This window comes from Tamlana crocina, from assembly GCA_040429635.1.
GTDB lineage: Bacteria > Bacteroidota > Bacteroidia > Flavobacteriales > Flavobacteriaceae > Flavisericum > Flavisericum crocinum.
Map to the genome: position 1 here is coordinate 2,005,558 of CP158972.1, position 23,544 is coordinate 2,029,101.

At 40.6% G+C, this 23,544-nt stretch carries 14 protein-coding genes; 8 read left to right on the forward strand and 6 right to left on the reverse strand.

Annotated elements, in window-relative coordinates; genetic code table 11:
• The first annotated feature begins 28 nt into the window (after window positions 1–28).
• Both ABI125_08915 and ABI125_08920 read left to right on the forward strand, forming a co-directional pair.
• A complete protein-coding gene (locus tag ABI125_08915) occupies window positions 29–1,717 on the forward strand; it encodes a histidinol-phosphatase HisJ family protein (protein ID XCF04849.1) in 1,689 nt (562 codons plus the stop codon).
• A 46-nt stretch (window positions 1,718–1,763) separates the two neighbouring features.
• Window positions 1,764–3,761 (forward strand): M1 family metallopeptidase, encoded by a 1,998-nt coding sequence (locus ABI125_08920; protein ID XCF04850.1) that lies wholly within the window; start codon window positions 1,764–1,766, stop codon window positions 3,759–3,761.
• Window positions 3,762–3,789: 28 nt separating this feature from the next.
• On the opposite strand, the gene ABI125_08925 is transcribed toward ABI125_08920, so the two are convergent.
• Together ABI125_08925 and ABI125_08930 are read right to left on the reverse strand one after the other, a co-directional pair.
• Window positions 3,790–4,785 carry a PorP/SprF family type IX secretion system membrane protein gene (locus tag ABI125_08925; protein ID XCF04851.1) on the reverse strand — a complete coding sequence of 332 codons (996 nt, stop codon included), beginning with the start codon at window positions 4,783–4,785 and terminating at the stop codon, window positions 3,790–3,792.
• A gap of 10 nt (window positions 4,786–4,795) precedes the next feature.
• Window positions 4,796–10,879, reverse strand: a complete 6,084-nt coding sequence (locus ABI125_08930) for a PKD domain-containing protein (protein XCF04852.1) — start codon at window positions 10,877–10,879, stop codon at window positions 4,796–4,798.
• Between the two features lie 210 nt (window positions 10,880–11,089).
• On the opposite strand from ABI125_08930, the gene ABI125_08935 reads away from it, so the two are divergent.
• Window positions 11,090–12,001, forward strand: coding sequence for a patatin-like phospholipase family protein (locus ABI125_08935; GenBank protein XCF04853.1), 912 nt, complete (start codon window positions 11,090–11,092; stop codon window positions 11,999–12,001).
• Between the two features lies 1 nt (window position 12,002).
• Here the strand turns inward: ABI125_08935 and ABI125_08940 are convergent, their stop codons facing one another.
• Both ABI125_08940 and ABI125_08945 read right to left on the reverse strand, forming a co-directional pair.
• Window positions 12,003–12,524, reverse strand: a complete 522-nt coding sequence (locus ABI125_08940) for a hypothetical protein (protein XCF04854.1) — start codon at window positions 12,522–12,524, stop codon at window positions 12,003–12,005.
• A 6-nt stretch (window positions 12,525–12,530) separates the two neighbouring features.
• On the reverse strand, window positions 12,531–14,111 hold the full coding sequence (locus tag ABI125_08945; protein XCF04855.1) for an FMN-binding glutamate synthase family protein: 1,581 nt from the start codon (window positions 14,109–14,111) through the stop codon (window positions 12,531–12,533).
• A gap of 83 nt (window positions 14,112–14,194) precedes the next feature.
• On the opposite strand from ABI125_08945, the gene ABI125_08950 reads away from it, so the two are divergent.
• The 5 genes from ABI125_08950 to ABI125_08970 all read left to right on the forward strand — a co-directional run bounded on the left by ABI125_08950 (window position 14,195) and on the right by ABI125_08970 (window position 20,165).
• Entirely contained in the window at window positions 14,195–15,754 is a 1,560-nt protein-coding gene (locus tag ABI125_08950; protein ID XCF04856.1) for a hypothetical protein, read from the forward strand.
• Between the two features lie 114 nt (window positions 15,755–15,868).
• Complete coding sequence (locus ABI125_08955; GenBank protein ID XCF04857.1) at window positions 15,869–18,232, forward strand: UvrD-helicase domain-containing protein; 2,364 nt, start codon at window positions 15,869–15,871, stop codon at window positions 18,230–18,232.
• A gap of 175 nt (window positions 18,233–18,407) precedes the next feature.
• Window positions 18,408–18,686, forward strand: coding sequence for a hypothetical protein (locus tag ABI125_08960; protein ID XCF04858.1), 279 nt, complete (start codon window positions 18,408–18,410; stop codon window positions 18,684–18,686).
• Window positions 18,687–18,815: 129 nt separating this feature from the next.
• Window positions 18,816–19,271 (forward strand): pyridoxamine 5'-phosphate oxidase family protein, encoded by a 456-nt coding sequence (locus ABI125_08965; protein ID XCF04859.1) that lies wholly within the window; start codon window positions 18,816–18,818, stop codon window positions 19,269–19,271.
• Between the two features lie 15 nt (window positions 19,272–19,286).
• The gene (locus ABI125_08970) at window positions 19,287–20,165 is read left to right on the forward strand and encodes an RsiV family protein (GenBank protein XCF04860.1); all 879 of its coding nucleotides are present in this window, start codon (window positions 19,287–19,289) and stop codon (window positions 20,163–20,165) included.
• Between the two features lie 56 nt (window positions 20,166–20,221).
• Here the strand turns inward: ABI125_08970 and ABI125_08975 are convergent, their stop codons facing one another.
• Both ABI125_08975 and ABI125_08980 read right to left on the reverse strand, forming a co-directional pair.
• Window positions 20,222–20,602, reverse strand: coding sequence for a RidA family protein (locus ABI125_08975; GenBank protein XCF04861.1), 381 nt, complete (start codon window positions 20,600–20,602; stop codon window positions 20,222–20,224).
• Between the two features lie 29 nt (window positions 20,603–20,631).
• Window positions 20,632–23,391, reverse strand: a complete 2,760-nt coding sequence (locus ABI125_08980; protein XCF04862.1) for a putative LPS assembly protein LptD — start codon at window positions 23,389–23,391, stop codon at window positions 20,632–20,634.
• Window positions 23,392–23,544: the final 153 nt, after the last annotated feature.

A 23,544-nucleotide genomic window follows, 5' to 3' on the forward strand; every position in this document is an offset into this window, starting at 1 on the left:
TTTAAAGGATAATTAAGTTTATTGACCAATGAGAAAGCTGAACGAATTTATTTGGGAAACCCATGGTATTCATGCGGGAACGGAGCAAGACCACGTTAAACACGGTATTGATAAGTTAGAGGATATTATCGATAAGGCTATTGAAGCGGGCAATCCCAGCATCACGTTTATTATCCACTCGCCACGATTAACCAACTTTAGGTACATTGCTGAGCGCGATACCAATGTGAAGTTTATCCGCGGAAACCGTTCTTACTTAAATTATCCGAAACGCATCGCCAATCTTCGTAAAAAATACGCAGGACGTATTAACATCAAATACGGTGTGGAGTTGGAGTGGATGGGCCCCGATTTGGGCTTGCAATGGAGCCGTTCTAAAATTTTTCAGGCTGAAGATGCCGATTATGTAATCGGTTCGGTACATTTTGCACCCGAAGGTTTGCCTTATGATGGTTCGAAGGAAGAGGCCGAAGAATTGCTGAAAATGCGCGGCAGCCTTGAAGCTTATTGGGAAGGTTATTTTGATGAAATGATTCAAATGATTGAATGTTTTGGAGATATGATTCAAATTATAGGTCATATTGATTTGCCAAAACTGAATGTAGATATGCCCGAGGCTTTGGTGAATTTTGAAACCAGTGCGCATCCGTTGGCCAATAAATTCCGTACCCTTTTGGAATTGATTGCTGATAGAAATTTATCGCTAGATGTAAACATGGCCGGAAAATTTAAAGGGGTGGGCGTGTACCCAACCCAAAATATTTTACGTCGTGCTAGAGAGCTTCAAATTCCGGTGTGTGTGGGTACAGATACCCATCACGTGCGTTATTATGGCTTGAATTACAAAGAGAGTTTGGAATATATCCAAGAGGCAGGTTACGAAAGCTATGTGAGCTATTCGAAGTTAATTCCCGAAAACCGCACCATTTACGACGACCACGAACTAAAAGTAAAATACACCATTTTAAACAAAGGGATTGAATTGCTCAACCAGAGATTGGATGATACTCACCGTAGAATCATTCCCGATTTTTCTTTTGGAGGTTCGTTCACCGAATTTTTAGATCTGTACAAGAATTCTACTGGAATGGGTGAATATAACGCTATTAGAATTCGAAAATGGGGTAAATCCATCACAGTTACCGATGAGGCTCCAAAACGGCCAGAAAGAAAGGTTAACGGACTGTTTTCAGAACATTTGGATATGCCAGGCGTTATTTCTTCGTTATTCAATACTTTGGCTTCCGAAGGCATTAACGTTGAAACGGCTCGCTTAAAATCCAATCACGATGGTACGGCCGAGGCTTTTCTGTCTATCGATAACAAAAATGGAAACATTCAAAGTGCTATTGACTTCATAAACGGCACCGATTCGGGGTTATTCAAAAAACTGACTTATAAAGAAGATGCTTTATTGCCGCAATATAACAACGGCGGTGTGTATTTGTTGGAAATGGACGGTGTAAGCTTGAATTTAGGACTGAGCGAAAAGGTCATTTTAACTAAGCACCACAATGCTCCGGGCGTATTGTTGATTTTATTGTCGGCCTTAGCTTCAAAGAACATCAACATTAAGGATTTAAGGTTAGGGAAAATGAATGATGTGGGGTATTCAGCCATTGCTATTGATGGCGATAGCAATGTGGTTAGAAACCTACTCACCAAATTGGGCGACCAATACTACGAAGCAAACTTAATAGAGTTTCATAGTTTCTAGTCGGGAATTTTTCTTTTTTGGACTAATCTTTGCTATCTTGAAACGCATGAAACGTTTTGGTTTTTTGCTCTGCTTTTTTGCTGCCTGTTCTTGGGGACAACAGGTTGATGTTGTTGATTTTAAATCGGCTTATGTAAAGATTTCGTTTACGCCTGATTCTTCACGTGTAAATGGAATTGTTAACTATCGGTTTGAGGTTTTAAAGCCGATAGATTCCATTTTTTTGGATGCGATTAACATGAGGTTTTCTGGGGTTTCTTTGGATGGAGACCCCGTTAGGTACAGCAACAACGGAGCGCAAGTTTGGTTTAAAAATCATTTCGAAACAGGTAAAGATTATCAACTCAATTTTGAGTATTCTGCAAAACCTAAAAAAGCCTTGTACTTTATCGATTGGGGAAATAAAAGAAACGTCACTTCGAGTGATTCCGATGTTGGTCTGAATAGTATCGAGAAGCAGCAAATTTGGACCCAAGGTCAAGGAAAATACACCAGTAATTGGTTGCCCAGTATTGATGACATGAATGATAAAATCGAGTTCGATTTATCCATCAATTTTGAAAAAGATTTTGAAGTTGTCGCGAATGGTAAATTAACTTCTAAACAATTAAACGACTCAACTGCAGTTTGGCATTACGATATGAAACACCCCATGAGCAGCTATTTGGTGGCTCTGGCTATTGGCAAATACCATAAAAAGGTGGAATATTCAAAAAGCGGCATCCCGTTGGAAATGTATTATTACCCTGAAGATTCACTTAAAGTGGAGCCCACTTACCGATACACCAAACAAATGTTCGATTTTTTGGAAGAAGAAATTGGTGTGCCGTATCCTTGGCAAAATTACAAGCAAGTTCCGGTTAAGGATTTTCTGTACGCCGGTATGGAAAACACAAGCTGCACTATTTTTTCGGATGCTTTTGTGATTGATTCCATTGCATTTGTCGATAAAAACTATGTAAACGTTAACGCCCACGAATTGGCGCACCAATGGTTTGGTAATTTGGTGACCGAAACGTCCGGGACGCACCATTGGCTACAAGAAGGCTTCGCTACTTATTACGCTTTGCTGGCGGAGCGCGGCGTATTTGGCGACGATTATTACTATTGGCAACTTTATGAATACGCCCAAGAGTTGCAGGAACAGGATAAAGTGGGGGGCGGTACGTCTTTGTTAGACCCTAAATCAAGCAGTACCACATTTTATAAGCGTGGGGCCTGGGTTCTGCATTTGCTTAGGGAAACAGTAGGCGATAAGGCTTTTAAAGAGGCAACTAAAAGTTACCTGAAGAGGCATGCTTATCAAAATGTTGTGACCGAAGATTTTATTTCGGAAGTTGAAAAGTTTAGTAAACAGGATTTAGATGCTTTTGTTGATATTTGGCTAATTTCAGAAAAATTTCATTACGATTTAGCCATGGAAAGTCTAAAGCAATCGGCGTTTATTCAAGAATATTTAATGGTAGATTGCGAGGCGTACACTTCAAAATGTGAAGAATATTTAAGTTCGGGAATTTCAGATGAAGCGAAACGGAAAATCATTTTTCAAAACCCGAACCAGATAACAGCTGAACATTTTCAAAATCCAATTAAAGTTCGTCAAGCTATAGCCCAATCATTGAGCCGCATTCCTTCCGAATTAAAATCAGAATACGAAACACTGCTTCATGACGAATCGTATATCACTGTTGAAGCGGCTTTATTCAACCTTTGGAAAAACTTTCCGCAGGATAGAAAAGAATATTTGAACCAAACCAAAGGCATCATTGGATTTAATGATAAAAATGTGAGGATTCTTTGGCTCACTTTAGCTTTACTCTCCGATGATTTCGAGCCCGAAAACCAATCAAAATACTTAAAAGAGCTGACAGACTACACCAGCCCCAATTACGGATTTGAAACGCGGATTAATGCTTTTCAATATTTAACCCAAATTCAAGCCTGCAACGACGAATGCAAAGCGTATTTACAACAGGCTACAATTCATCATAATTGGCAAATGGTGAAGTTTGCTAAATCGCTTCAAAGTCAAATGGAGCAATAAGTGTGTCGTATTTAAAAGAGAATTCTTTCTATTTCCTACGTTCCAATCGCGCCGGGTCTCTACAAATCAAACAACCTGCCAAATAGGTAATCGAAAGCTCATAAACGCCATCGGTTCTCCCAATTTTCGTCGTATTAATGTCGTATGAAAACCCAAATCGCAATTGTTCAAATTCCAATCCAACAAAAGCATTCACTGAAGTAAGTAAGTGGCTATTGCCCTCGTTTTTAGCGGGATTGGTCACGGCCATTACGCCCAGCATCAACTTTTCCAATTGTGCGGTAGCGCTGAAGTCGAGTCGGTTGTACGGGCCTTGCTGCATGTAATTGGCAGAGAGCAACAGGTCGTTATAATCGTAATACGGAAATTTGTAATTGGCATGTATCGAATAAAAAATATCCAACGGCACATTGCCATTTTCCACAAACGAAATATTGGGTTTGTTAAGGTGTTTTATGGAAGCCCCGAGCCATATTTCGCTATCGTTGTATATATTCTTTTTGTCGAAAACAAAGCCCGTTGTAAAATCCAAAAAGTTGATTTTTCGATTGGCATTCATGGCATAAGGATCAGAGGTACTGCCGCTTACCGTTCCGGCATGGATATTAATCTGGTCGGCCAAAACCAAATTGCTAAAGTTGAACGATTTCGACCCGAAACCCACTTCAATAGCCGGACGAAAATACCAATCGTTAGCTAATTTCACATGATAGGCAAAATTAACGTTGCCTTGTAAATGGTTGTATTTCGTATTGTTTTCGTGCTGATTTAAAATACTGAAACCTATGCCGCCCACATTTTCAACCCAAGTATTATAAAACGCATATTCGGTATCTACGCGTAAATTGAGGCTGGGCCATTGTGTACGGTGAATCAAACCAAAATATGACGCTTCCTCAAAACCCGAAAAGCCCGGGTTTAAAGTTTCGGGTACCAAAAAATATTGGGAAAATACGGGGTCTTGGGCATGGGCTTTTATAAAAAAGCAACAAAGTATAATGAGGGTGTATAGTTTTAATTTCATGTTTGGTTGCTTATTTAATGGATACAAAGGCACCTTTTTGGGTAATGGTTTTTCCGTAAAATGTTTGGCCGCTAAAGGTGAAATAATAGTTGCCATTTTCGGCCTCGTTGTCGTTCACTTTACCGTCCCAACCTTTTATACTGTCGCCTTTTTCAGAATAAATTAAACTGCCCCAAGTATCGTAAACATTGAATTCCATGTTACTTAATGCAATGGATTCTGGTGCAAAAAAAGCATTCATATTATCGTTGTTGGGTGTGAAGGCGTTGGGCATAATCAGGCTATATCCTTTTTCAATAACCAAAGTGCTATGTTTGGTGTACACGCAGCCAAAAGGGTAAGTAACGGTTTGTGTTACTTCATAACTCCCCTTATTAATATAGGTGTGGCTGGGGTTTTCTTCGGAAGAAAAACCGCCATCGCCAAAATCCCAAGTCACAGAAATATAATCGCCATCGCCTAAATTGGTAAATGCTATCGGATCTTCGATGGAATAAAACCCGAAGGAACTATAGGCACTCGAAGTAATATTGAAATCGGCATCGCCCAACTCTGGAATATCCACATTATAAGAAAAATGGGCCATGCAGCCCAAGCTGTCGGTAACATCAATGGAAACCAAGCCGTTTGTTGAGGTACTCATCCGTTCTCCATTGGTGCCGCTCACCGTTCCGCTTGACCATTGAATGCTGTACGGCGGAACACCGCCCGAAACTTGTGCAATAAACGACTGGCTCACTTCGCGGGTGTCGCAGTTGAAATCCGTTTCGGTACCCACTTCCAAAGCTATCGGTTCAAAACGGTTGATATTCCAGTTGCCCGAAATTTGACAATTATTGGCATCGGTTATCGTAACGGCATAATTGCCCGGTGGGATGTTGTTTAAATCTTCGGAAGTCGCTCCGTTGGACCATGAATAAGTAAACGGCAACGAACCGCCGGTAACAATTAAATTGATGCTTCCAGAGTTGGCCTCATCGCAATCTAAAGCGTCGGTGGTGTTGGCCGAAAGGGTTAATTCGGCAGGTTCGGTAATGGTGAAGGTTTCGGTAATTTCGCAGGGCGTACCGTCGGTAATGGTAACGGTGTAAGTGCCCGGGCCAATATTGTTGCGTTCCACTCCGGCCGTTGGGTCGTCGTTCCAAGTAAGATTTACGGGTTCAATACCGCCTTCCAAATTCAAAATGATGCGTCCGTCGTTTTCGCCAAAACAGGATACGTTTTCAACCATGGGCGAAATCCTAAAAATAGGCGCTTCATCAATAACGATTATGGCTTCTTTTTCGCAATTGGTATCGTCGGTTACGGTTATGGTGTATGTGCCGGCCGAGAGATTGGTTTGGGACATGCCCGACCCCAAATTGCTCCAGGCCACTTGGTACGGTGGGTTACCGCCAGAAATGTTGTTGATGGTAATCGAGGCATTGTTGTCGCCGTAACATTCAATTTCGGTGGTGCTGTAATCAATAATGATTTCATCAGATTGAATCAAAACCACTTCCAAAGTATCGGTACATCCCGACCTATCGGTTACTGTTACATTATAGGTTCCGGCAAACAAAGCGGTTACATTCTGAAGGCTGCTCGTAAAGCCGTTCGGGCCCGTCCACGAATAGGAATAATCAAAATTTCCGGGAGATGTTTCAATGGTTCTTCCGCCAGCAACCGAAATGTTGATTTCGCCAGTAGCCTCTCCAAAGCAAATAATATTGACTTGATTTACCAGGCTAACGTTTAATTCCGAAGGTTCGATTACAGAAAAACTTTGGGTAATGGGCGCACAGTTATTGGCATCAATTACGGTAACCTCATAAGTTCCAGGAGCGAGGTTCGTTAAATCTTCCGAGTTTGAAAAGGCACTACCGTTTCTGGTCCAATTGTAATTGTACGGTGGCGTGCCTCCCGATATATCGATGCCGATGCTGCCATCATCGGCTCCAAAGCAGGAAATGGTTTCAGGGTCGAAATCGATATTACTGAAAATAAGTTCATCGGGTTCGGTAATGGTGAAGGTTTCCGTGAACGGGCAGCCGCCATCATCTAAAATATCAACAGTATAATTACCTGGAGCTAAGTTGAAAATATCTTCATCGGTGCTTGAAAAACCATTTGGTCCACTCCAAGTAATTTGATACGGGTTACCGGTTGAAAACGGTACACCACCAGTAATCTCGATTTCCAAAGCACCTGAATTTGCCAAATAACAATCGCTGTTGGTTTGCGTGGAAGTAATGCTAATAGAGGGATTGACGGTAATGGTAACATCAAAAGTGTTGCCCACACAGTTGCCCGATGTGGGCGTAACGGTATATGTTACGGTTGATGGGGTTGTGGTGGTGTTGGTTAGTGTTTGGCCGATATTGCTTTGCGGATTGCTTTCAGCGGAAGCACCAGTAATAGTACCAGCGGGTGAAATCACTGGGGCAGTCCACGTATAAGTGGTGCCCGTTGGAGTAATGTCGCCATTGGAATTGTCGGGTGAAATATTGAAAGCGTTTCCGCTGCAAATGGTTGCTGATTTCGGAGTGATATTTGGCGTTTGGTTGATGGTGATTTCTGCGGTATTTGAGGTGATTTCAGTACAGCCACCCGATGAAAAAGTAACAACAGCATAATAATAAACCGTTCCAATTGTTGCTGAAGGCGGGGTGAAACTGGTAGAGGTTTCCCCAGAAATGGGCGTTCCCGTAGTGTTGTCGTCCACCGTATTTTCGTACCATTGAATGGCAGGTGTGCCCACGCCATTGGCATAAGAAATGGAAAGTGGATTGATGGTTTCACCAAAACAATACACTTCTGAAACGGGTTGAGAGGTGATGTTTGGGGCAGCATTAACATTAACTTCGGCCACATTGCTCACTACGCTACATCCGGCTCCGGATTGGGTGATTTCAACATAGTAATAAAAGCTGCCCACAGTATCGGTCGGTGGGATAAAGCTGCTGTTTGTCTCCCCGGAAATAACCGAGCCACCCGTATTGCTGTTGGTGGTATTGCTGTACCATTGATAATTGTAATTGCTACCTAATCCACCAGAAACTATAGCTTCGAGAGTTTGGGGCGTAATGCCTTGGCAAAGGGTTTGGGTGGCCAATGGCTGTGTGGTAATCACAGGGTCGTCCACGACTATAATTTCAGCGACATTACTGGTAATACCGCTGCAGCCACTTCCGTTTAAGGAAATTTCAAGGTAATAATAATAAGTGCCTGAGGTGGTGAAGGTTGGTGGCGTGTAATCTATATTTGTCGCTCCGGTAATGGCCGTGCCGCCCGTATTGCTGTTCGTGCTGTTTGAAAACCATTGATACGAAATAGTACCCGTGCCTCCCAAATGGCTTACTGTTAAAGGGTTTGGCAAATCGCCACCCAAACATAAGCTTTGCGTTGGGGTAGGATTTGAATCGATTTGAATGCCCTCAACAATTTCTATTTGAGCCGCATCCGAAACAATTTCGTTGCAGCCCGCACCTGCGCTAAACGACACGATGCAATAATAATAGGTTATTCCTGATGGATTGTTGGGCGGTGTGTAGGTTGAATTGGTTTCACCAGAAATTGCCGTGCCTCCCGTATTCGAATCTACAGTATTGCTGTACCATTGGTACGTTGGCGTACCTGGCCCATTAACGGAAACAGAAAGCGGGGCTAAAGCGCCATTGACGCAAATGGTTTCAGATTGTGGGTGACTGGTGAATTCTGGAGCGGGATCAACCGTGATCACAAAATTTATCGAAGGCCCGTCGCAGCCATTCAACGAAGGGGTAACGGTAAAGGTGACCTCTTCGGAAGTGGTATTGGCATTAAAAATAGTCTGGATGGGAATGGTGTCTGTATTTCCTGGGGCGATAAATCCGGTAACGCCTGTTGGTGCCGATGCCGTCCATGAAAAAGTAGTTCCGGCAAGGTCGGCAGTTAAATTAATTTCAGCAGTATCGGTGCCCGAACAAATGGTTTGGGTCAAATCGGTATTCGTAATGGTTGGCACAGGGTTTACAGTAAACGATTCGGTTTCAGTAGTGGTGCCACAACTGGTCGTCACGCTAAATGAAATTTGATAGGTTCCGGGCGTAGCATAGGTTATAGTGCCTGGATCCAGCGTATTGGATGACGCTGGGCTTCCTCCGGTAAAAGTCCAGATATATGTTGGTGTTTCGGAACTTGGCGCACATAAATCAACCGTGGCCGAAGGTGAAATGGTGGCCGTTCCGCAGCCATCAGGAATGGTGGATAATTGTACAGTGGGCGGTTGTTTCACTTCGATTGTTTCAGAAGTACTATCGCTTCCGCAGGAATTGGTAACCGTTTGGGTGATGGTATAAGTTCCGGCCGTTGTAAAGTTGAATGCAGGTTCTGCTGAATTTTCATCCGTTCCGTTGGTAAATTCCCATTGGGCGGGCACTGTTCCACAAAACCCGGAAGTGTAATTCACTTCCCATAAATATTGCTCGTTTCCGCAACTATTGCTTAAATCGATGGTGTTGGTGGTTTGTAAGGTTAAGGGAGAACATCCGTTGTTATTGTCTATTGTGAAGGCAGCAGCTAGTGGGCTTTCAATGCAAATGGTTTTGGTAACAGTATCGGTAATGCCGCAAGAATTTTGGGCGTATAATGAGACCGTGTAAGTGCCCGGTGCGGTGTAAGTGTGCGTGGGGTTTCTGTCGTTTGAAGTGGTGCCGTCGCCAAAATCCCAAAAGTAGCCATCGTTAACGCTACAATTATTGCTGTAACCGTCCAAAGAGGTATTGTTGAACTGCACAGCCGTATTGACACAGCTTGTGGGCGGATCTTCAAAATCTACTTCGGGCTTTCTTAAAATGATGATAGGGCCAGCTGTAAAATTGGTTTGTCCGCAGGAGGTTGTTATGTTTAGGTAAACCGTATAGCTACTCGGGCAACTGGTTTCAGTATAAGTGTGTGCAATTGGGAAATCTTGGGAATTTATTGGGTCGGCAGCGTTGTAATAGGTAGAGGCTTCCAATTGGGCTTGGGTATAGTTTATGGTGGTGCCGTCGCCGTAATCCACAAAATATTCGGTATCAGGCGGGTTGGTTCCCCAATTGCCGATGGCAAATTCAATGGGGTTTACGGGTGTGCATAAATTTACCGTATTTCCGGGGTTGACGATGGCTCCCGTGGGGTTACTGGAATTTTTTATCAAATAGGTTACGGTGTTGTCGCAGTTGGTGCCGTGTCCGGTAATATCCATATTGAACGAGCCTAATTGGGTATAGGTGTGTGTGGCGGGAAACGTTACATTGGTTTCAACAGGGCTACCATCGCCCCAATCCACATCATAAGAATTGATACATGCTGCCGAAACGTTGTCAATATCTACGTTAATGGTGTAAGTGGGGTCGGTCGTGTTGTTTCCGCAGTTATTGAACATATCGAAGGGCTGGTCCAAATCGGTAAATTCCATTAGTGGTTTTTGCTGAACGGTAACGGCTTTTGTTATAGAATTGGTGCACCCGTTGGCATCGGTAACGGTAAGCGTAACATTAATATTTTGCGAGCCACAGCCCAATGATGTAAAGGTATGAGTGGGGTTGGTAGCCGTACTGGTACTGCCGTCATCAAAAAAAGTCCAATTATAGGTAAAAGGAGCATTGCCGCTCACGTTTGGTGTAAAATTAACTGGTGTGCCCGAGCATGCACCGCTGTTGTCAAAACTAAAATCTACCGTAGGTTCACTAACGGTAATGGTAGCCGAACCACTGGCGCTTGTGGTTTCCGAAGTGTCTTCAACAGAAACTAACTCATAAGTGAAAGTGCCTACGTTGGCCGTGCTCACATCAACAGAAACACTGTTTCCGGTGGCCGAGGTGCTTACCGTTAAATTTCCGCCGCCGTTAATGGTGTAGGTAAACGTGTAAGGCGAATTTCCTCCAGAGCCCGTAAAGGTAATTTGGGGTTGTGCGTCGTTCCTGCAAACCTGTGCGGTGCCCGAAATAGTTGCCGCGGGAGGCATAAAATTGACGTCACTAATGCTGCTGAATGGTTGTACTTCAATTTTGGCTTCAAAGTTGTTCCAAGCGAAAATGGAAAAGGTTAAAATTGAAAATGTTATGACTGAAAGAAAAGTAGTCTTCTTCATGCAAAAGAAATATTGTTAATAGCAAAGACTAAAATAAATATTCTTTTTAAAGGCTTGTTAAAATTTGTCAATTAATGGTTAAACGGAAAGAAAAATACCGTGTAATGGTCATTAGCTAAGTCAGTTGACTCAAGTTGGAAGTATTTGTGTGGAAATTCATAAGAAAATAATATATTTAAGGTGTAACTAAACCAATTTGACCCAAATTTAATGAGAGCATTAGTAATTTCCGGAGGTGGTAGTAAAGGCGCTTATGCCGGGGGCGTTGCCCAGTATTTGATACAGGAAGAAGGTAGGGATTACGATATGTTTTTGGGCACTTCAACGGGGAGTTTGCTCGTTCCGCATTTGGCGGCCGGAAAAATTGATAAAATCCATCAGGTTTTTACCAATGTAAACCAAAGCAATATTTTTAGTGTCAACCCTTTTGTTGTTAGAAAACGCGGTACCAGGGAATTCGTATCCATCGATTTTTTAAACTCACTGTGGCAGTTTATAAAAATGAAACGTACGTTCGGGGAAAGTAAGGCTTTACGAAAATATATCAGGAAGCATTTTACTTATGAAGAATTTAATCTAATTAGGGAAACCAAGGAAGATGTGGTGGTTACCGTTTCCAATCTTTCTAAAAATGGCGTGGAGTATAAATCGATAAAGGATTTTGATTACGAAGAGTTTTGCGATTGGATATGGATCTCGTGCAATTACATTCCGTTCATGTCCTTGGTGAAAAAAAATGGTTTTGAATATGCCGACGGCGGCCTGGGCTGCGTGGTGCCCATACGGGAGGCCATTTTGCGCGGGGCCACAGAGGTTGATGCTGTTATTTTAGAATCGGAAAATATGGAATACAATAAAGTGTTGGGTAAAAATCCGTATTCACTAATGATTAATTTATTTGGCCACTTATTGGATCAGGTGGAACGTAGTGATATCATTATCGGTAAACTGGCTGCAAAAAATAATAATGTGGACTTAAACCTGTATTATACACCATCAAAACTTACCGAAAACTCTTTGATTTTCAATAAAAAATTAATGACCGAGTGGTGGCAGCAAGGCTATTTTAACGCTAAGAAAAAGTGCCAAGAGGCACGCTCCAACGAATTACGAATGGGCTGATTTACCAAAGTTCAGCAACTTCTTCCTTTACAAAAGAAAGGGCGGCATCGCTAGGCGAGCGGCGTTCCATCATTTCGGTTAAAACCACCTCACGTAGCTTGTTGGCTGTATCGGTTTTTTCAAGCATACTAGCTTTTCTAATCAGTTGAATGGTCGCATTTTTAGCTGTGGTAATAATATTCCAACATTTATCGCTAATATAGATCTGTTGAGATAAATTGTGCTCAAACTCTTGCTCAATATTTTGAATCAATAAAGACTCATAATCTTCTTTGTTGGAAGAAGTTGGTTGTACACGAATCAACAATTTAGAGGGCGATATGCGCTCCAAAAAAAGAGCCATGCGTTCGTAGGCTTGCAATCGTAGTGGCATGGCATTTACTTGCAAATCTTTCTTTAGTAAAAATCGCCTGCGACCATCTTCGTTTTTGGTATGTTCCCTAAAAAAATAATAGGCTATTAGTCCCGTGATTAATGTGGGGATGGCGTATAAAAATAAATCTATAATTCGGCTGACTTCCATTTTCGGTTAAGTATTTTTTGGTGGTGTTTCATTTGGTTTTCCTCCCAAATATAAACAATCTTTTAAATTTTGCATGCCACTAAAAGGCACGGGGGTTTTCTCGTACATGTATGTTCTTTGCAGTTCTTTTGAAAGGTTATGGTCATCTACATTCATCTCTATATCGCGCATGGTGAACTGGCAGGGATGCTCGTAGCCCGCAGCATGAGTGATTTCAATAAATTCTTTTCTAAAGGTTCTAAAATATTGTGCCAATCTGACTGATTTCAAAGTGGGGTCAATGCCACCTTGTAGCCATTTACTTTGTGTAGCCACACCACTTGGACAACGGTTGGTATGGCAAATTTGTGCTTGAATGCAGCCAATGCTCATCATGGCTTCGCGGGCAACGTTTAGGCAGTCGGCACCCATTGCAAACGCCATGGCCGCTTTACCGGGAAACCCAAGTTTGCCACTGCCAATAAAAACAATACGTTCGGTCAATGCATGGTTTTGAAATAGTTTGTACAAATCGCTAAATCCGTAAACCCAAGGCAAGGAAACGTGATCGGCAAAACTGGGCGGGGCAGCCCCCGTGCCACCTTCACCACCATCAACGGTAATAAAATCGGGGCCTCTCCCTGTTTTTAGCATGATTTGGGCCAGTTCTTCCCATTGTTCCAGTTTTCCAATGGCAGCTTTTATGCCAACAGGCAGCCCTGTGGACTCGGCGATGTCTTCAATAAAATCGACCATTTCTTTTACATTAGAAAATGCAGAATGATTGGGTGGAGACAATACATCCTTGCCCACTTCAACCCCTCTGATTTTTGCAATCTCATGGGATATTTTTGCGCCAGGTAAAACACCGCCTTTTCCGGGTTTAGCACCTTGCGATAACTTGATCTCAATAGCACGGACAAAAGGATTATCTTCTACAAGTTTTACCATCTTGTCCATGGAAAAATTGCCGTTTTCGTCACGTACCCCAAAATAGCCCGTACCAAAATGAAAAATAACATCGCCGCCATAACTATGGTATGGCGATAGGCCGCCTTCGCCCGTGTTATGGTAAGCGCCGGCCATTTTTACGCCTTTATTTAACGACTCCACGGCTTTTGCGGATAGTGATCCAAAACTCATGGCCGAAACGTTAATAATCGAAGCCGGGCGATAGGGCTTTTTCCGTTTGTTAAACTCACCCATAACTTTGGCGCAGGGTAAAAAGGTTTTATCGATATGGTTGGGGTGGTCTTCTGTAATTTTAAAGGGCATCATGGCATTGTTGATGAAAATGTGCTGATGCTCGTAGATATCGCGGTCAGTGCCAAAACCTTCGTAATTATTTTCCTTTTTGGCCGAAGCATAAATCCAACCCCGTTCAATACGATTAAAAGGCAGTTCTTCGCGGTTGTTGGCTACAAAATATTGGCGCATTTCAGGGCCAATGCTTTCCAAGAGATAACGCAAGTGCCCCACAATGGGGAAATTGTGGCTAATGGTGTGCTTTTTTTGGATGAAAACATCCCTAATGGCTATTAAAGCCAGGGCGATTAGAATCCACATCCACCATGAAATTTCAGAAATAAATTGTAAAAAAGAATCCATATTATTGAAAGGCAATCAAGTTTGAGAAGTAAAGATATTTAAATTTTATTGTTATTGAAGTTTTGAACGTATATCTTTACAATATGCGGAAAAAACACAAAATTCTATCAGTCGTATTGGTTTTCATTCTCATAATTATTGTGGGATTTTTTGTTGCTCAATGGCGCATTGAGAAAAAGATTGAGCAGGCCTTGAGAGAATTGCCAAACCATATTCAATTGGGTTATTCCAACCTAGATGTTAATATTTTATTGGGAAATGTGGACTTAAAATCTTCCAAATGGGAAGTTTATGGGAAAACCACTGGCGAACTTATCGTGCAAGGGCATATTGGTCAAATATCGATTGAAAACCTAAGTTATTGGGGTTGTCTTTTTAATGAAAAAATTGCAGTTGAAACATTGTTGATCCAGAATCCCGTTGTGAAATACATCAAAAACGACAAGGTGAATCAGGCTGATTTCAGGCAGAAGATGCTCGGTGAAATGAAGAAAAATATTGAAGTAGGGCAAATTTTGATTAAAAAGGCTGATGTTTTGGTGGTGAAAAAAGAGGACGACTCGCTGGTTTTTAGTTCGCCAGACTTCAATTTGAAAGTGGACGGTTTGAAGTTCCATAAAAATGAAAACGAAACCGTTGAATTTGATGGTTTTTCGGTGGATGCAAAAAACATAAAATACGCTTTGAATGATTATGATGATGTATTCGTTGATTCGTTATCGATAACAAAAACAGCTTCATTTTTGAACAATGTAAAAATAAAAACCAAGTTCGATAAAGCCGCTTTAAGCCAAGTTGTTGAAACGGAACGCGACCATGTTGATATTCATTTTAATTCGGTTAGCGTAGCAGGGCAGGATTTGAAATTGTTGAATTCCTCGGTAGTAGGTATAAATGCAGAACGGGTTGATGTTAATCAGCCTCATTTTGAAATTTACAGAGACAAATTGGTAGCCGATGATTTAGAGCCAAAACCACTATATGGTAAAATGCTACGGAATTTGAAGTTTAATTTGGGTATCGATACGCTCAACATTAACCAAGGCGTTATTGTTTATTCCGAAAAGGTGAAAAAAGACAATGGTGCGGGCCGCATAAACTTCACAAATTTTAATGCTACAATTGCCAATTTAGGAAATTCTTATAGTTCGGATACAGAAAGCCTAATTGACGTAAATACCGATTTTATGGAAGGGAGTTCGTTGCAAGTTAAATGGCATTTTAAAGTGCAGGACACCACAGACCGTTTTGTATTTAAAGCAGATTTGGGGCACATAACAGCAGCCAGCATGAACAGTTTTAGTGAACCTAATTTAAATACCCGTTTTAATGGCGAGCTGTACCAAACCTTTTTTACTATTGATGGTAATCCCACGCTGTCGAACATAGATTTAAAAATAAAGTACGACAATTTTAAAGTGTCTATGCTAAAGGAAGACGGCAGGGAGAAAAAGAAATTTCTATCCGGATTAATCAATTGGTTCATTTCAAACGACAGTAAAGAAAACGAAGATGGTTACAGATATGGCCATGCAGAGCAAGTAGAACGCGATAAAACCAAATCGGTTTTTAACTTTGTATGGCTTAGTATAAGAAGCGGACTGCGTTCGGCCATTGCCAACGATGGTGAAAAGGAAAATTAGCGACTTCAGCAAAACCAAAATGCCACATTGCATAATTGTTTATAATTATTAATAAATCTGTCGTTGTAAACGGGGGGCAATGGTTAATTTTAGCCTTTAAAAATAAAATTGATTTTGGAGAAGTATTTAAGCCAGTTGAACGATGCACAGTTAGAGCCTACTATACAAATTGATGGCCCCATGATAGTTATTGCGGGAGCGGGATCGGGGAAAACCCGTGTGCTCACTTACCGAATTGCTTATATGATGAGCAAAGGCATTGATCCTTTTAATATTTTGTCGCTCACCTTTACCAACAAAGCGGCGCGTGAGATGAAAGAGCGTATTTCGCAAATTGTGGGTGCCAGCGAAGCTAAAAACCTTTGGATGGGGACGTTTCACTCGGTATTTGCTAAAATATTACGTATCGAGGCCGATAAATTGGGTTATCCGAGTAATTTCACAATTTATGATACGCAGGATTCCGATAGGTTGATTCGAGATATTATCAAGGAAATGAACCTCGATAAGGATATCTACAAATACAAGCAAATTCGTTCCAGAATTTCGTCCTACAAAAACAGTTTGATTACCGTTCGGGCGTATTTTCAAAATCAGGAATTAATAGAGGCCGATACCATGGCACGGCGTCCGCGAATGGGTGATATTTACAAAGAATATGTAGAGCGTTGCTTTAAAGCAGGAGCAATGGATTTTGATGATTTGCTATTAAAAACCAATGAATTGCTTACCCGTTTTCCCGATGTGTTGGCCAAATATCAAAACCGATTTAAGTATATTTTGGTTGATGAGTACCAGGATACCAACCATTCACAATATTTAATCGTTCGCGCGCTTTCCGATAAATTCCAAAACATATGCGTGGTAGGCGACGATGCCCAGAGTATTTATGCCTTCCGTGGAGCTAACATCAACAATATTCTGAATTTCCAAAAGGATTATGACGATGTAAAAGTGTTCCGATTAGAGCAAAACTACCGTTCTACCAAAAACATTGTCAATGCGGCGAATTCCATTATCGACAAAAACCAAACGAAACTTGAAAAAGTGGTTTGGACGGCCAATGACGACGGCCCAAAAATTAAAGTAAACCGTTCGTTGACCGACGCTGACGAAGGCCGTTATGTGGCCAGTACGATTTTTGATAACAAAATGAACCACCAGCTCAACAACAGTGATTTTGCCATTTTGTACCGTACCAATGCGCAGTCGCGTTCCATTGAAGATGCGTTGCGTAAACGCGATATTCCATATCGGATTTATGGTGGACTTTCATTTTACCAACGCAAGGAAATCAAGGATGTGCTGTCGTATTTACGTTTAATTATCAATCCGGCTGATGAGGAAGCTTTAAAACGTGTTATCAATTTTCCACCGAGGGGAATTGGCCAAACCACAATCGACCGCTTGATTGTTGCTGCCAATGGCTATAAACGCAGCATTTTTGAGGTGATGAAAAATATCGATAAAACCGATATTAAGGTCAATTCAGGCATAAAAAACAAGCTTCAAAATTTTGTAACGCTTATTGAAAGTTACCAAGTATTGAACCAAACGGCCGATGTTTTTGAATTGGCCGAGCACGTTACCCGAACTAGCGGATTGATTAAGGAATTCAATAAAGATGGTACACCGGAAGGCGTTACCCGTATGGAAAATATCGAGGAACTTTTAAACGGTATGAAAGATTTTGTGGAAGGCCAAAAAGAATTGGCCGATGCCACAGGTTCGTTGGCCGAATTCCTTGAAGATGTGGCTTTGGCAACCGATTTGGACAACGAAAAAGAAGACGCCGACCAAGTGGCGCTAATGACCATACACTTGGCCAAAGGTCTGGAATTCCCGTATGTTTATATTGTGGGCTTGGAGGAAGATTTGTTCCCGAGTGCCATGAGTATGAATACGCGAAGCGAGTTGGAGGAGGAGCGTAGGTTATTTTATGTGGCCTTAACTCGCGCTGAAAAACAGGCGTATTTAACCTATGCGCTTTCGCGCTACCGTTGGGGGAAATTGGTTGATTCTGAACCGAGCCGTTTTATTGAGGAAATCGACGAGCAGTATCTCGATATTGTCACGCCCATTGAAGAACGCCGTTTCAACCCGATGCTTGATGCCGATATTTTTGGCGATGCGCCCGAGCAAATCCGTAGTTCAGACCAAAATAAAGTGCGCTACAAACCAGCCAAACAACCTGTTTTTAAGAAAGGTAAAGCAAAAAGCGAACCCGAAAAATTCCAAGCGTCGCAACCTAAAAACTTAAAGCCCGTTGCGCAAACCAATGGAAGTAGTCAACAAAGCACCAATTTATTCGATAGCAAATTGGCTGTGGGGAACACGGTTAAACACATCCGTTTTGGTACGGGTGAGGTTTTAAAAATAGAAGGCACAGGTGCCGATACCAAAGCCGAAATTAAGTTTCAGCACGGTGGCGTTAAAAAGCTATTGCTGCGTTTTGCTAAATTGGAGGTTGTGGGCTAGTGCTAGCTTCACTTAACTGTAATTATTGATTTGTTTAACATAAAGGTTTTAGGCTGGTTGCCAAGCCGCAATTTAACTATTAGAATGCTATTGGTTAAAGCTTGGTATATGGGTGTTGAGCTTTCAATATCATTTTGAACACATAGTTTCAGGTAATAAAGCAAGATTAAATGCCATGCGCTTAGGTACAGGCTACGAATTATTCAAAAACCAAAAAGAAAATAAGGCCAAATTAGAAGCGCTATTCGGTACATCGGCTTTCCTGTTTCATAACGTAAAGAGTATGGAAATTACAGAAGTCATAAATACATTTCAGGTTAAGAATAAAATCAACCTATTGGCTATTATAAACAATAAACATTCTTTTTTTGAAAGTTTCTTCTTTAAGAATACTGTAAATCAAATCGGATTTCATTTAAAAGTGCCGTTTTTGGTTATTCCCAATAAAAAGTAATAGTATTTTCAATACTATAATTCTTGATTAATTCAAGAGAAGCAAACAGCATCAACCTGATTTATGTCATAGTCTATATGGTTTGTATCGAGTAATTTAACTGCAACAACTAACTTAAAAACTAAAGAAATGATTAAGACATTAGATAAAAGCGAATCGATTGCCGTTTTGGCTTCAAATTTCATTGGTAACCTATCCTATATTTACAGAGGCCGCCCCTTTGTTGTGCCCATTACTTATTTTTATGATAAAAATATAGGGGTTATAATTAGCTATTCTGGCGAGGGGCACAAGATAAGAGCGATGAGGCTTCACAAACAGGTGTCTTTAGGAGTTTCAGAAATAGACTCCGTAAATTCTTGGAATTCTATTTTGGCCCATGGTACTTACAAAGAGCTTTCTGGGGCTACTGCAAAAGTGCAATTACACTTGTTTTCTCTAGGTGTTAAAGACTTAATAATTAATAAAGAACATCGTAAACTGGATTTTATAAGTGAGTTTTCCAGTAAAATTGCAAATGATGATTTGCCCATTGTTTTTGAAATAAAAGTGGAAGAGCTTACAGGTAAAATGAGGGATAACTAACTAATCATATTAGCCATGAGATATGTATGTTTACTTTTTATACTGATCGCTTTTATAAATTGCAAAACAGATAAAAAAAGCGACTATCCAATAACTGTTGATGATGTTGATCCGCAGGGAAAAATATTCTTAGGGGACACCATAAAATTGGAAGATAGTGATTGGGAAACACGTAAAGCCATTTCGATTGAGAACAAACAAAAACAACTCATTGAGAAAAAAGATGACCAAGAAACTCTAGAAGGGTTGGTTTTAGAAAAAAAATATGTGGTAAAAAGAGATGATTATGTTATTAACTTTAGGTATCCACAACTTAATGAATCCTTCAATTTAAGGTATAGCAGTTTTAACGATTTTATTAATAACTACTATGTCAACATTTCTAAAACCGAATCGGATATTTTACAAACCAAAGCCTTTTGCGACAGTATAGGGTCTATAAAATTCAGAGAACAAAGGCTTATAGACTATAAAATATATAATCTAAACGACGAGCTAATAAGCGTACTGTTTTATAAGGAAAATTTCTATTCGGGCACCTTGTTTCCGAGTTATTCTTTCGATTGTTTTAACTATAATCTCAGTACAAGTACGTTTATGGATTTTGAAGATTTTTTTGTAGAAGGTTCTGAGGAAGAACTCATAGAAAGGATTAATACATCCATTAAAAATAAAATAGCAAGTGGCGAGATATACTACGAATGTTGGGAGATATCTTCTGAAGATTTTATGGCCGCTAAGAATAATTTTGTAATCAACGATATGAATGTGGAATTCTATTTTGACGACTGTGTTATCTGCCCGTCATATACCGGTACTTATTCCATTGAAGTTTCCCTATTGGAACTTTTGCCCGTGCTTAAAAAATATGATACAAATCCGTTGATATTGTAATCCCTAAACTAACTGAAAAAATTAAAAACAATTTAAGGTTGCTTACAAACTGGAATTTATTGTACAGCAATCATGCTAATTTCAACATTCACATTTTTTGGCAGTTTGGCCACTTGTACCGTTTCTCGTGCGGGAGCAGTGGCTTCATCAAAAAAGCTACCGTAAACTTCATTAATTGATAGAAAATCATCCATATCTGAAATGAATATTGATGATTTCACCACATTTTCAAAAGTCATATCGGCTGCTTTTAAAATCGCTTTTAAATTTTGCATCACTTGTTGGGTTTCATCTTTTATGTTGTTTAACACCAATTGGCCTGTTTCTGGATTCAATGCAATTTGTCCCGAAATATAAAGGGTGTTGCCTGTTAAAACCGCTTGGTTATATGGCCCAATAGGAGCGGGGGCGTTTGTGGTAGTAATAATTTTTTTCATTTTGTGCCTTTTTGTAAAGATAAGCAAACCTACAATTGAATATCGGGCTGTCTGCGTTTTTCGTATTTCAAATCTTTTAGCAGACTGGATTTAATACCAATAAAGAAATTCCATGATTTGTAAGCTCCGAACGGCGTCCAGCTAAAATTCATACGCCAACTTAATAAATCACGCTCAAAACGGAGTTGGGTAGTGGTAAAGCCCAAGTTTTTAAAATCGTAACCCGACGAAGCTCCCACCGACCATTTTTCAGATAATTCAATATCGCCCGAAAACATGAGCGAGTGCGACGATATTTCATTCTGCCGCCTCGAATTGGAGTAATTTACCGCGTAGGCCAACCTCAAACTCCAAGGGATTTTGAAGTTATAAAACTCACTTGGGGTTTTATCTTCGTCTTCCTCCTCGTCGTCATATTGTTGGTTGGAGAAATCTTCAGCGACTCCAAACAAATCATCCGCCCTGCCACCGCCACGAAGGTTTTCCTCAATGTTTTTGTCATCTTTGCTGCCTGCGCTGTCTTTACTAGAAAACGACCAACTGGCGTTTATGTTACCTCCTGTAAGTCTAAAAAGGCTTCCGCCGTTATCGATATTGAACTTGTCAATTTTATTATTGTTGTTATCCAACGCGTAAGGGTCTAAGGTGGCACTAAAGTTTATGCTCATTTTGTTTTTGAACAGTTGCGTACCACCATTCATTCTTATGGGGCTCCATTGCAGCGAATCGCCGGCAAAGTTGTAAGAGGTACTAAAGTTTAGGTTGTTGAAAATAACCACTTTTTTGGGTTCTGTGGCCGTACTGTCTTTATCTCTTACTTTGGCTTCTATATTATTCGACACCGAAATACCCATTGAACTTGAAAAATTCTTTCCGGGCGTTCCAAAAATACCTTGCTCAAAACGGGTGTATTCTAACAATTCACGTCTCGTAGTGCCATCGGCATCAATAATTTCGTCACCTTCATAAGTATCGTAATATTGGTCAAACGCTGGGTTGATGTTATAGCTGATCGACGGACGGATAACATGCCTAATGGCCTTTATCTTTCGGTCTTCGCCTTCTTTTTCAAAGTTTTTAGTACCGTAAATAGTGGTTCCTAAACTGGTGCTAAAATTATACGTTCTGAAGGAATCGAATCCGTTCACGGTTTCTATAACTTCCTCATCTTCTTCCAAATCGTAAGAACGGTTGATGGTTTTAAAGGTCCACACTTCATTGAAATTGGTGCTGGCACTCATACTAAAATACTTGAATACCTTAAAATTGGTACTCAACGGAATGGTATGCTGAAAGCCCGCTTTGGCATCGTCAAACATTTCTTTTTTAAAGAACAGTGAATCGGTAGTAGAAATTCTATTTTCTCCTCTCAAATTATATTGTAGGTTGATGTTTTGTATGAGTCCTTTTTTAGTGCCTTCACTGGATGCAAAGGGGTACATTCTGCCAACGCTTCCCTGTAACGTGGGCAGCGTCATGTTTATGGATTGCGTTTGTGTGTTTTGTTGGTGGGTAGCCGTTAAGCTGACATTAACTTGCGGTTCGCCTTGAAAGGTTTTTGAGTATGATACCGAAGACTGCAATGTATTGTTCAATCGGTTACTAACATTAACTTGGTTGTTCGATTGTTGGTAATAATTACTACTACCCAAGTTTACCGATGCCGAAAATCTGGAATTAGGGCTGGCTTTGGCATCTTGGCTGTGCGACCACCTTAGGTTGTAAATGGTGCTCTTGCTGTAATCGGGAAAACCCCGTTCGCTGTTTATCAAGCTTTCAAATCTAAAACTGAAATTTCCGTTGAATCGATAGCGCTTTTTATAGGCGCTTTCCATACGAATACCGTAACTACCGTTGGTGTAATAATCGCCCAAAGCAGCCAAATCGACATAATCACTAATGGCGAAATAGTAACCGCCGTTCTGTAAAAAATAACCACGGTTGTTTTGTTCACCGAAAGTAGGGATAATAACGCCCGAAGTATGTTTTTCACTCTGAGGAAAAAAACCAAAAGGCAAACCCAGTGGGGTAGGTACATCGTAAATAAACAGGTTGGCCAATCCGGTTACAATTTTTTTTCCGGGAACTACTTTGGCCTTTCTAAGTTTGATGTAATATTCGGGATCTTCTAAATTTTCGGCCGTAGTGTATTTAGCATTCTTTAGAAAGTAAACGGAATCGTTTTCCTTTTTGGTAACCGAAGCAATAACGGTACCTTCGCCTTGTTCGGTCTTCGAATTATAAATCAGGGCTTTTTTGGTTTCGGTATTAAAAATAATAGAATCGGGCTCTACCACGTTACTGCCTTGTGTAAAAACGGGTTTTTGGGTGTATTCGCCAACACTATCTTTTACTCCTTTGGCGTAAACGGTATTTTTATTGTAATCAATGGTAATATCGCCTGCAGTGATGTTCATATCACCGTAATCGATTCTGGCATTGTTATAAAGGTACAGTTTCTGCTTTTTTTGGTCGAAACGTGTATAGTCATCGGCATGATAGGTTACCGTGTGTTCCAAAAGTTCTTTTTTGGGTTTTATGGAGTCTGTAACGGTGCTATCTTGCTCAATGGCAATCGTTTCGGTTATAGCTGTGCTGTCGGTTTTTATAACAAGTTTTTCTTCCACTACGGGCTTAATGGAATCCTGTTTGGGTTTTATATCTTGGGCGAAGCTTAACGTGTTGATAAACACTGTAAAACTTAATGCAAAAAGTATTTTAAAGTTGTTTGTACGCAACGCTTTTAAATGTATTTTTGTAAAAGTATGGCTCGGTTTTTGAAATGCCAAAATTACATATATTTTTCTGGGATTGATTTAATATTCAATTAAAAATTTAAAATTAAAAACCCCTTTAGTTTTATAGCGAAATAAAGCGGCATCAATGCCCGTTTTAATTATAGCGATACCAACAAAATGGGTTGTTGAGCTGTTCAAAATGAT

Excerpts from the sequence above, each read along its gene's own strand:
- ABI125_08915 (XCF04849.1), top strand. The coding sequence starts at position 29 with ATGAGAAAGCTGAACGAATTTATTTGGGAAACCCATGGTATTCATGCG.
- ABI125_08920 (XCF04850.1), top strand. The coding sequence starts at position 1,764 with ATGAAACGTTTTGGTTTTTTGCTCTGCTTTTTTGCTGCCTGTTCTTGG.
- ABI125_08925 (XCF04851.1), bottom strand. The coding sequence starts at position 4,785 with ATGAAATTAAAACTATACACCCTCATTATACTTTGTTGCTTTTTTATA.
- ABI125_08930 (XCF04852.1), bottom strand. The coding sequence starts at position 10,879 with ATGAAGAAGACTACTTTTCTTTCAGTCATAACATTTTCAATTTTAACC.
- ABI125_08935 (XCF04853.1), top strand. The coding sequence starts at position 11,090 with ATGAGAGCATTAGTAATTTCCGGAGGTGGTAGTAAAGGCGCTTATGCC.
- ABI125_08940 (XCF04854.1), bottom strand. The coding sequence starts at position 12,524 with ATGGAAGTCAGCCGAATTATAGATTTATTTTTATACGCCATCCCCACA.
- ABI125_08945 (XCF04855.1), bottom strand. The coding sequence starts at position 14,111 with ATGGATTCTTTTTTACAATTTATTTCTGAAATTTCATGGTGGATGTGG.
- ABI125_08950 (XCF04856.1), top strand. The coding sequence starts at position 14,195 with ATGCGGAAAAAACACAAAATTCTATCAGTCGTATTGGTTTTCATTCTC.
- ABI125_08960 (XCF04858.1), top strand. The coding sequence starts at position 18,408 with ATGCGCTTAGGTACAGGCTACGAATTATTCAAAAACCAAAAAGAAAAT.
- ABI125_08965 (XCF04859.1), top strand. The coding sequence starts at position 18,816 with ATGATTAAGACATTAGATAAAAGCGAATCGATTGCCGTTTTGGCTTCA.
- ABI125_08970 (XCF04860.1), top strand. The coding sequence starts at position 19,287 with ATGAGATATGTATGTTTACTTTTTATACTGATCGCTTTTATAAATTGC.
- ABI125_08975 (XCF04861.1), bottom strand. The coding sequence starts at position 20,602 with ATGAAAAAAATTATTACTACCACAAACGCCCCCGCTCCTATTGGGCCA.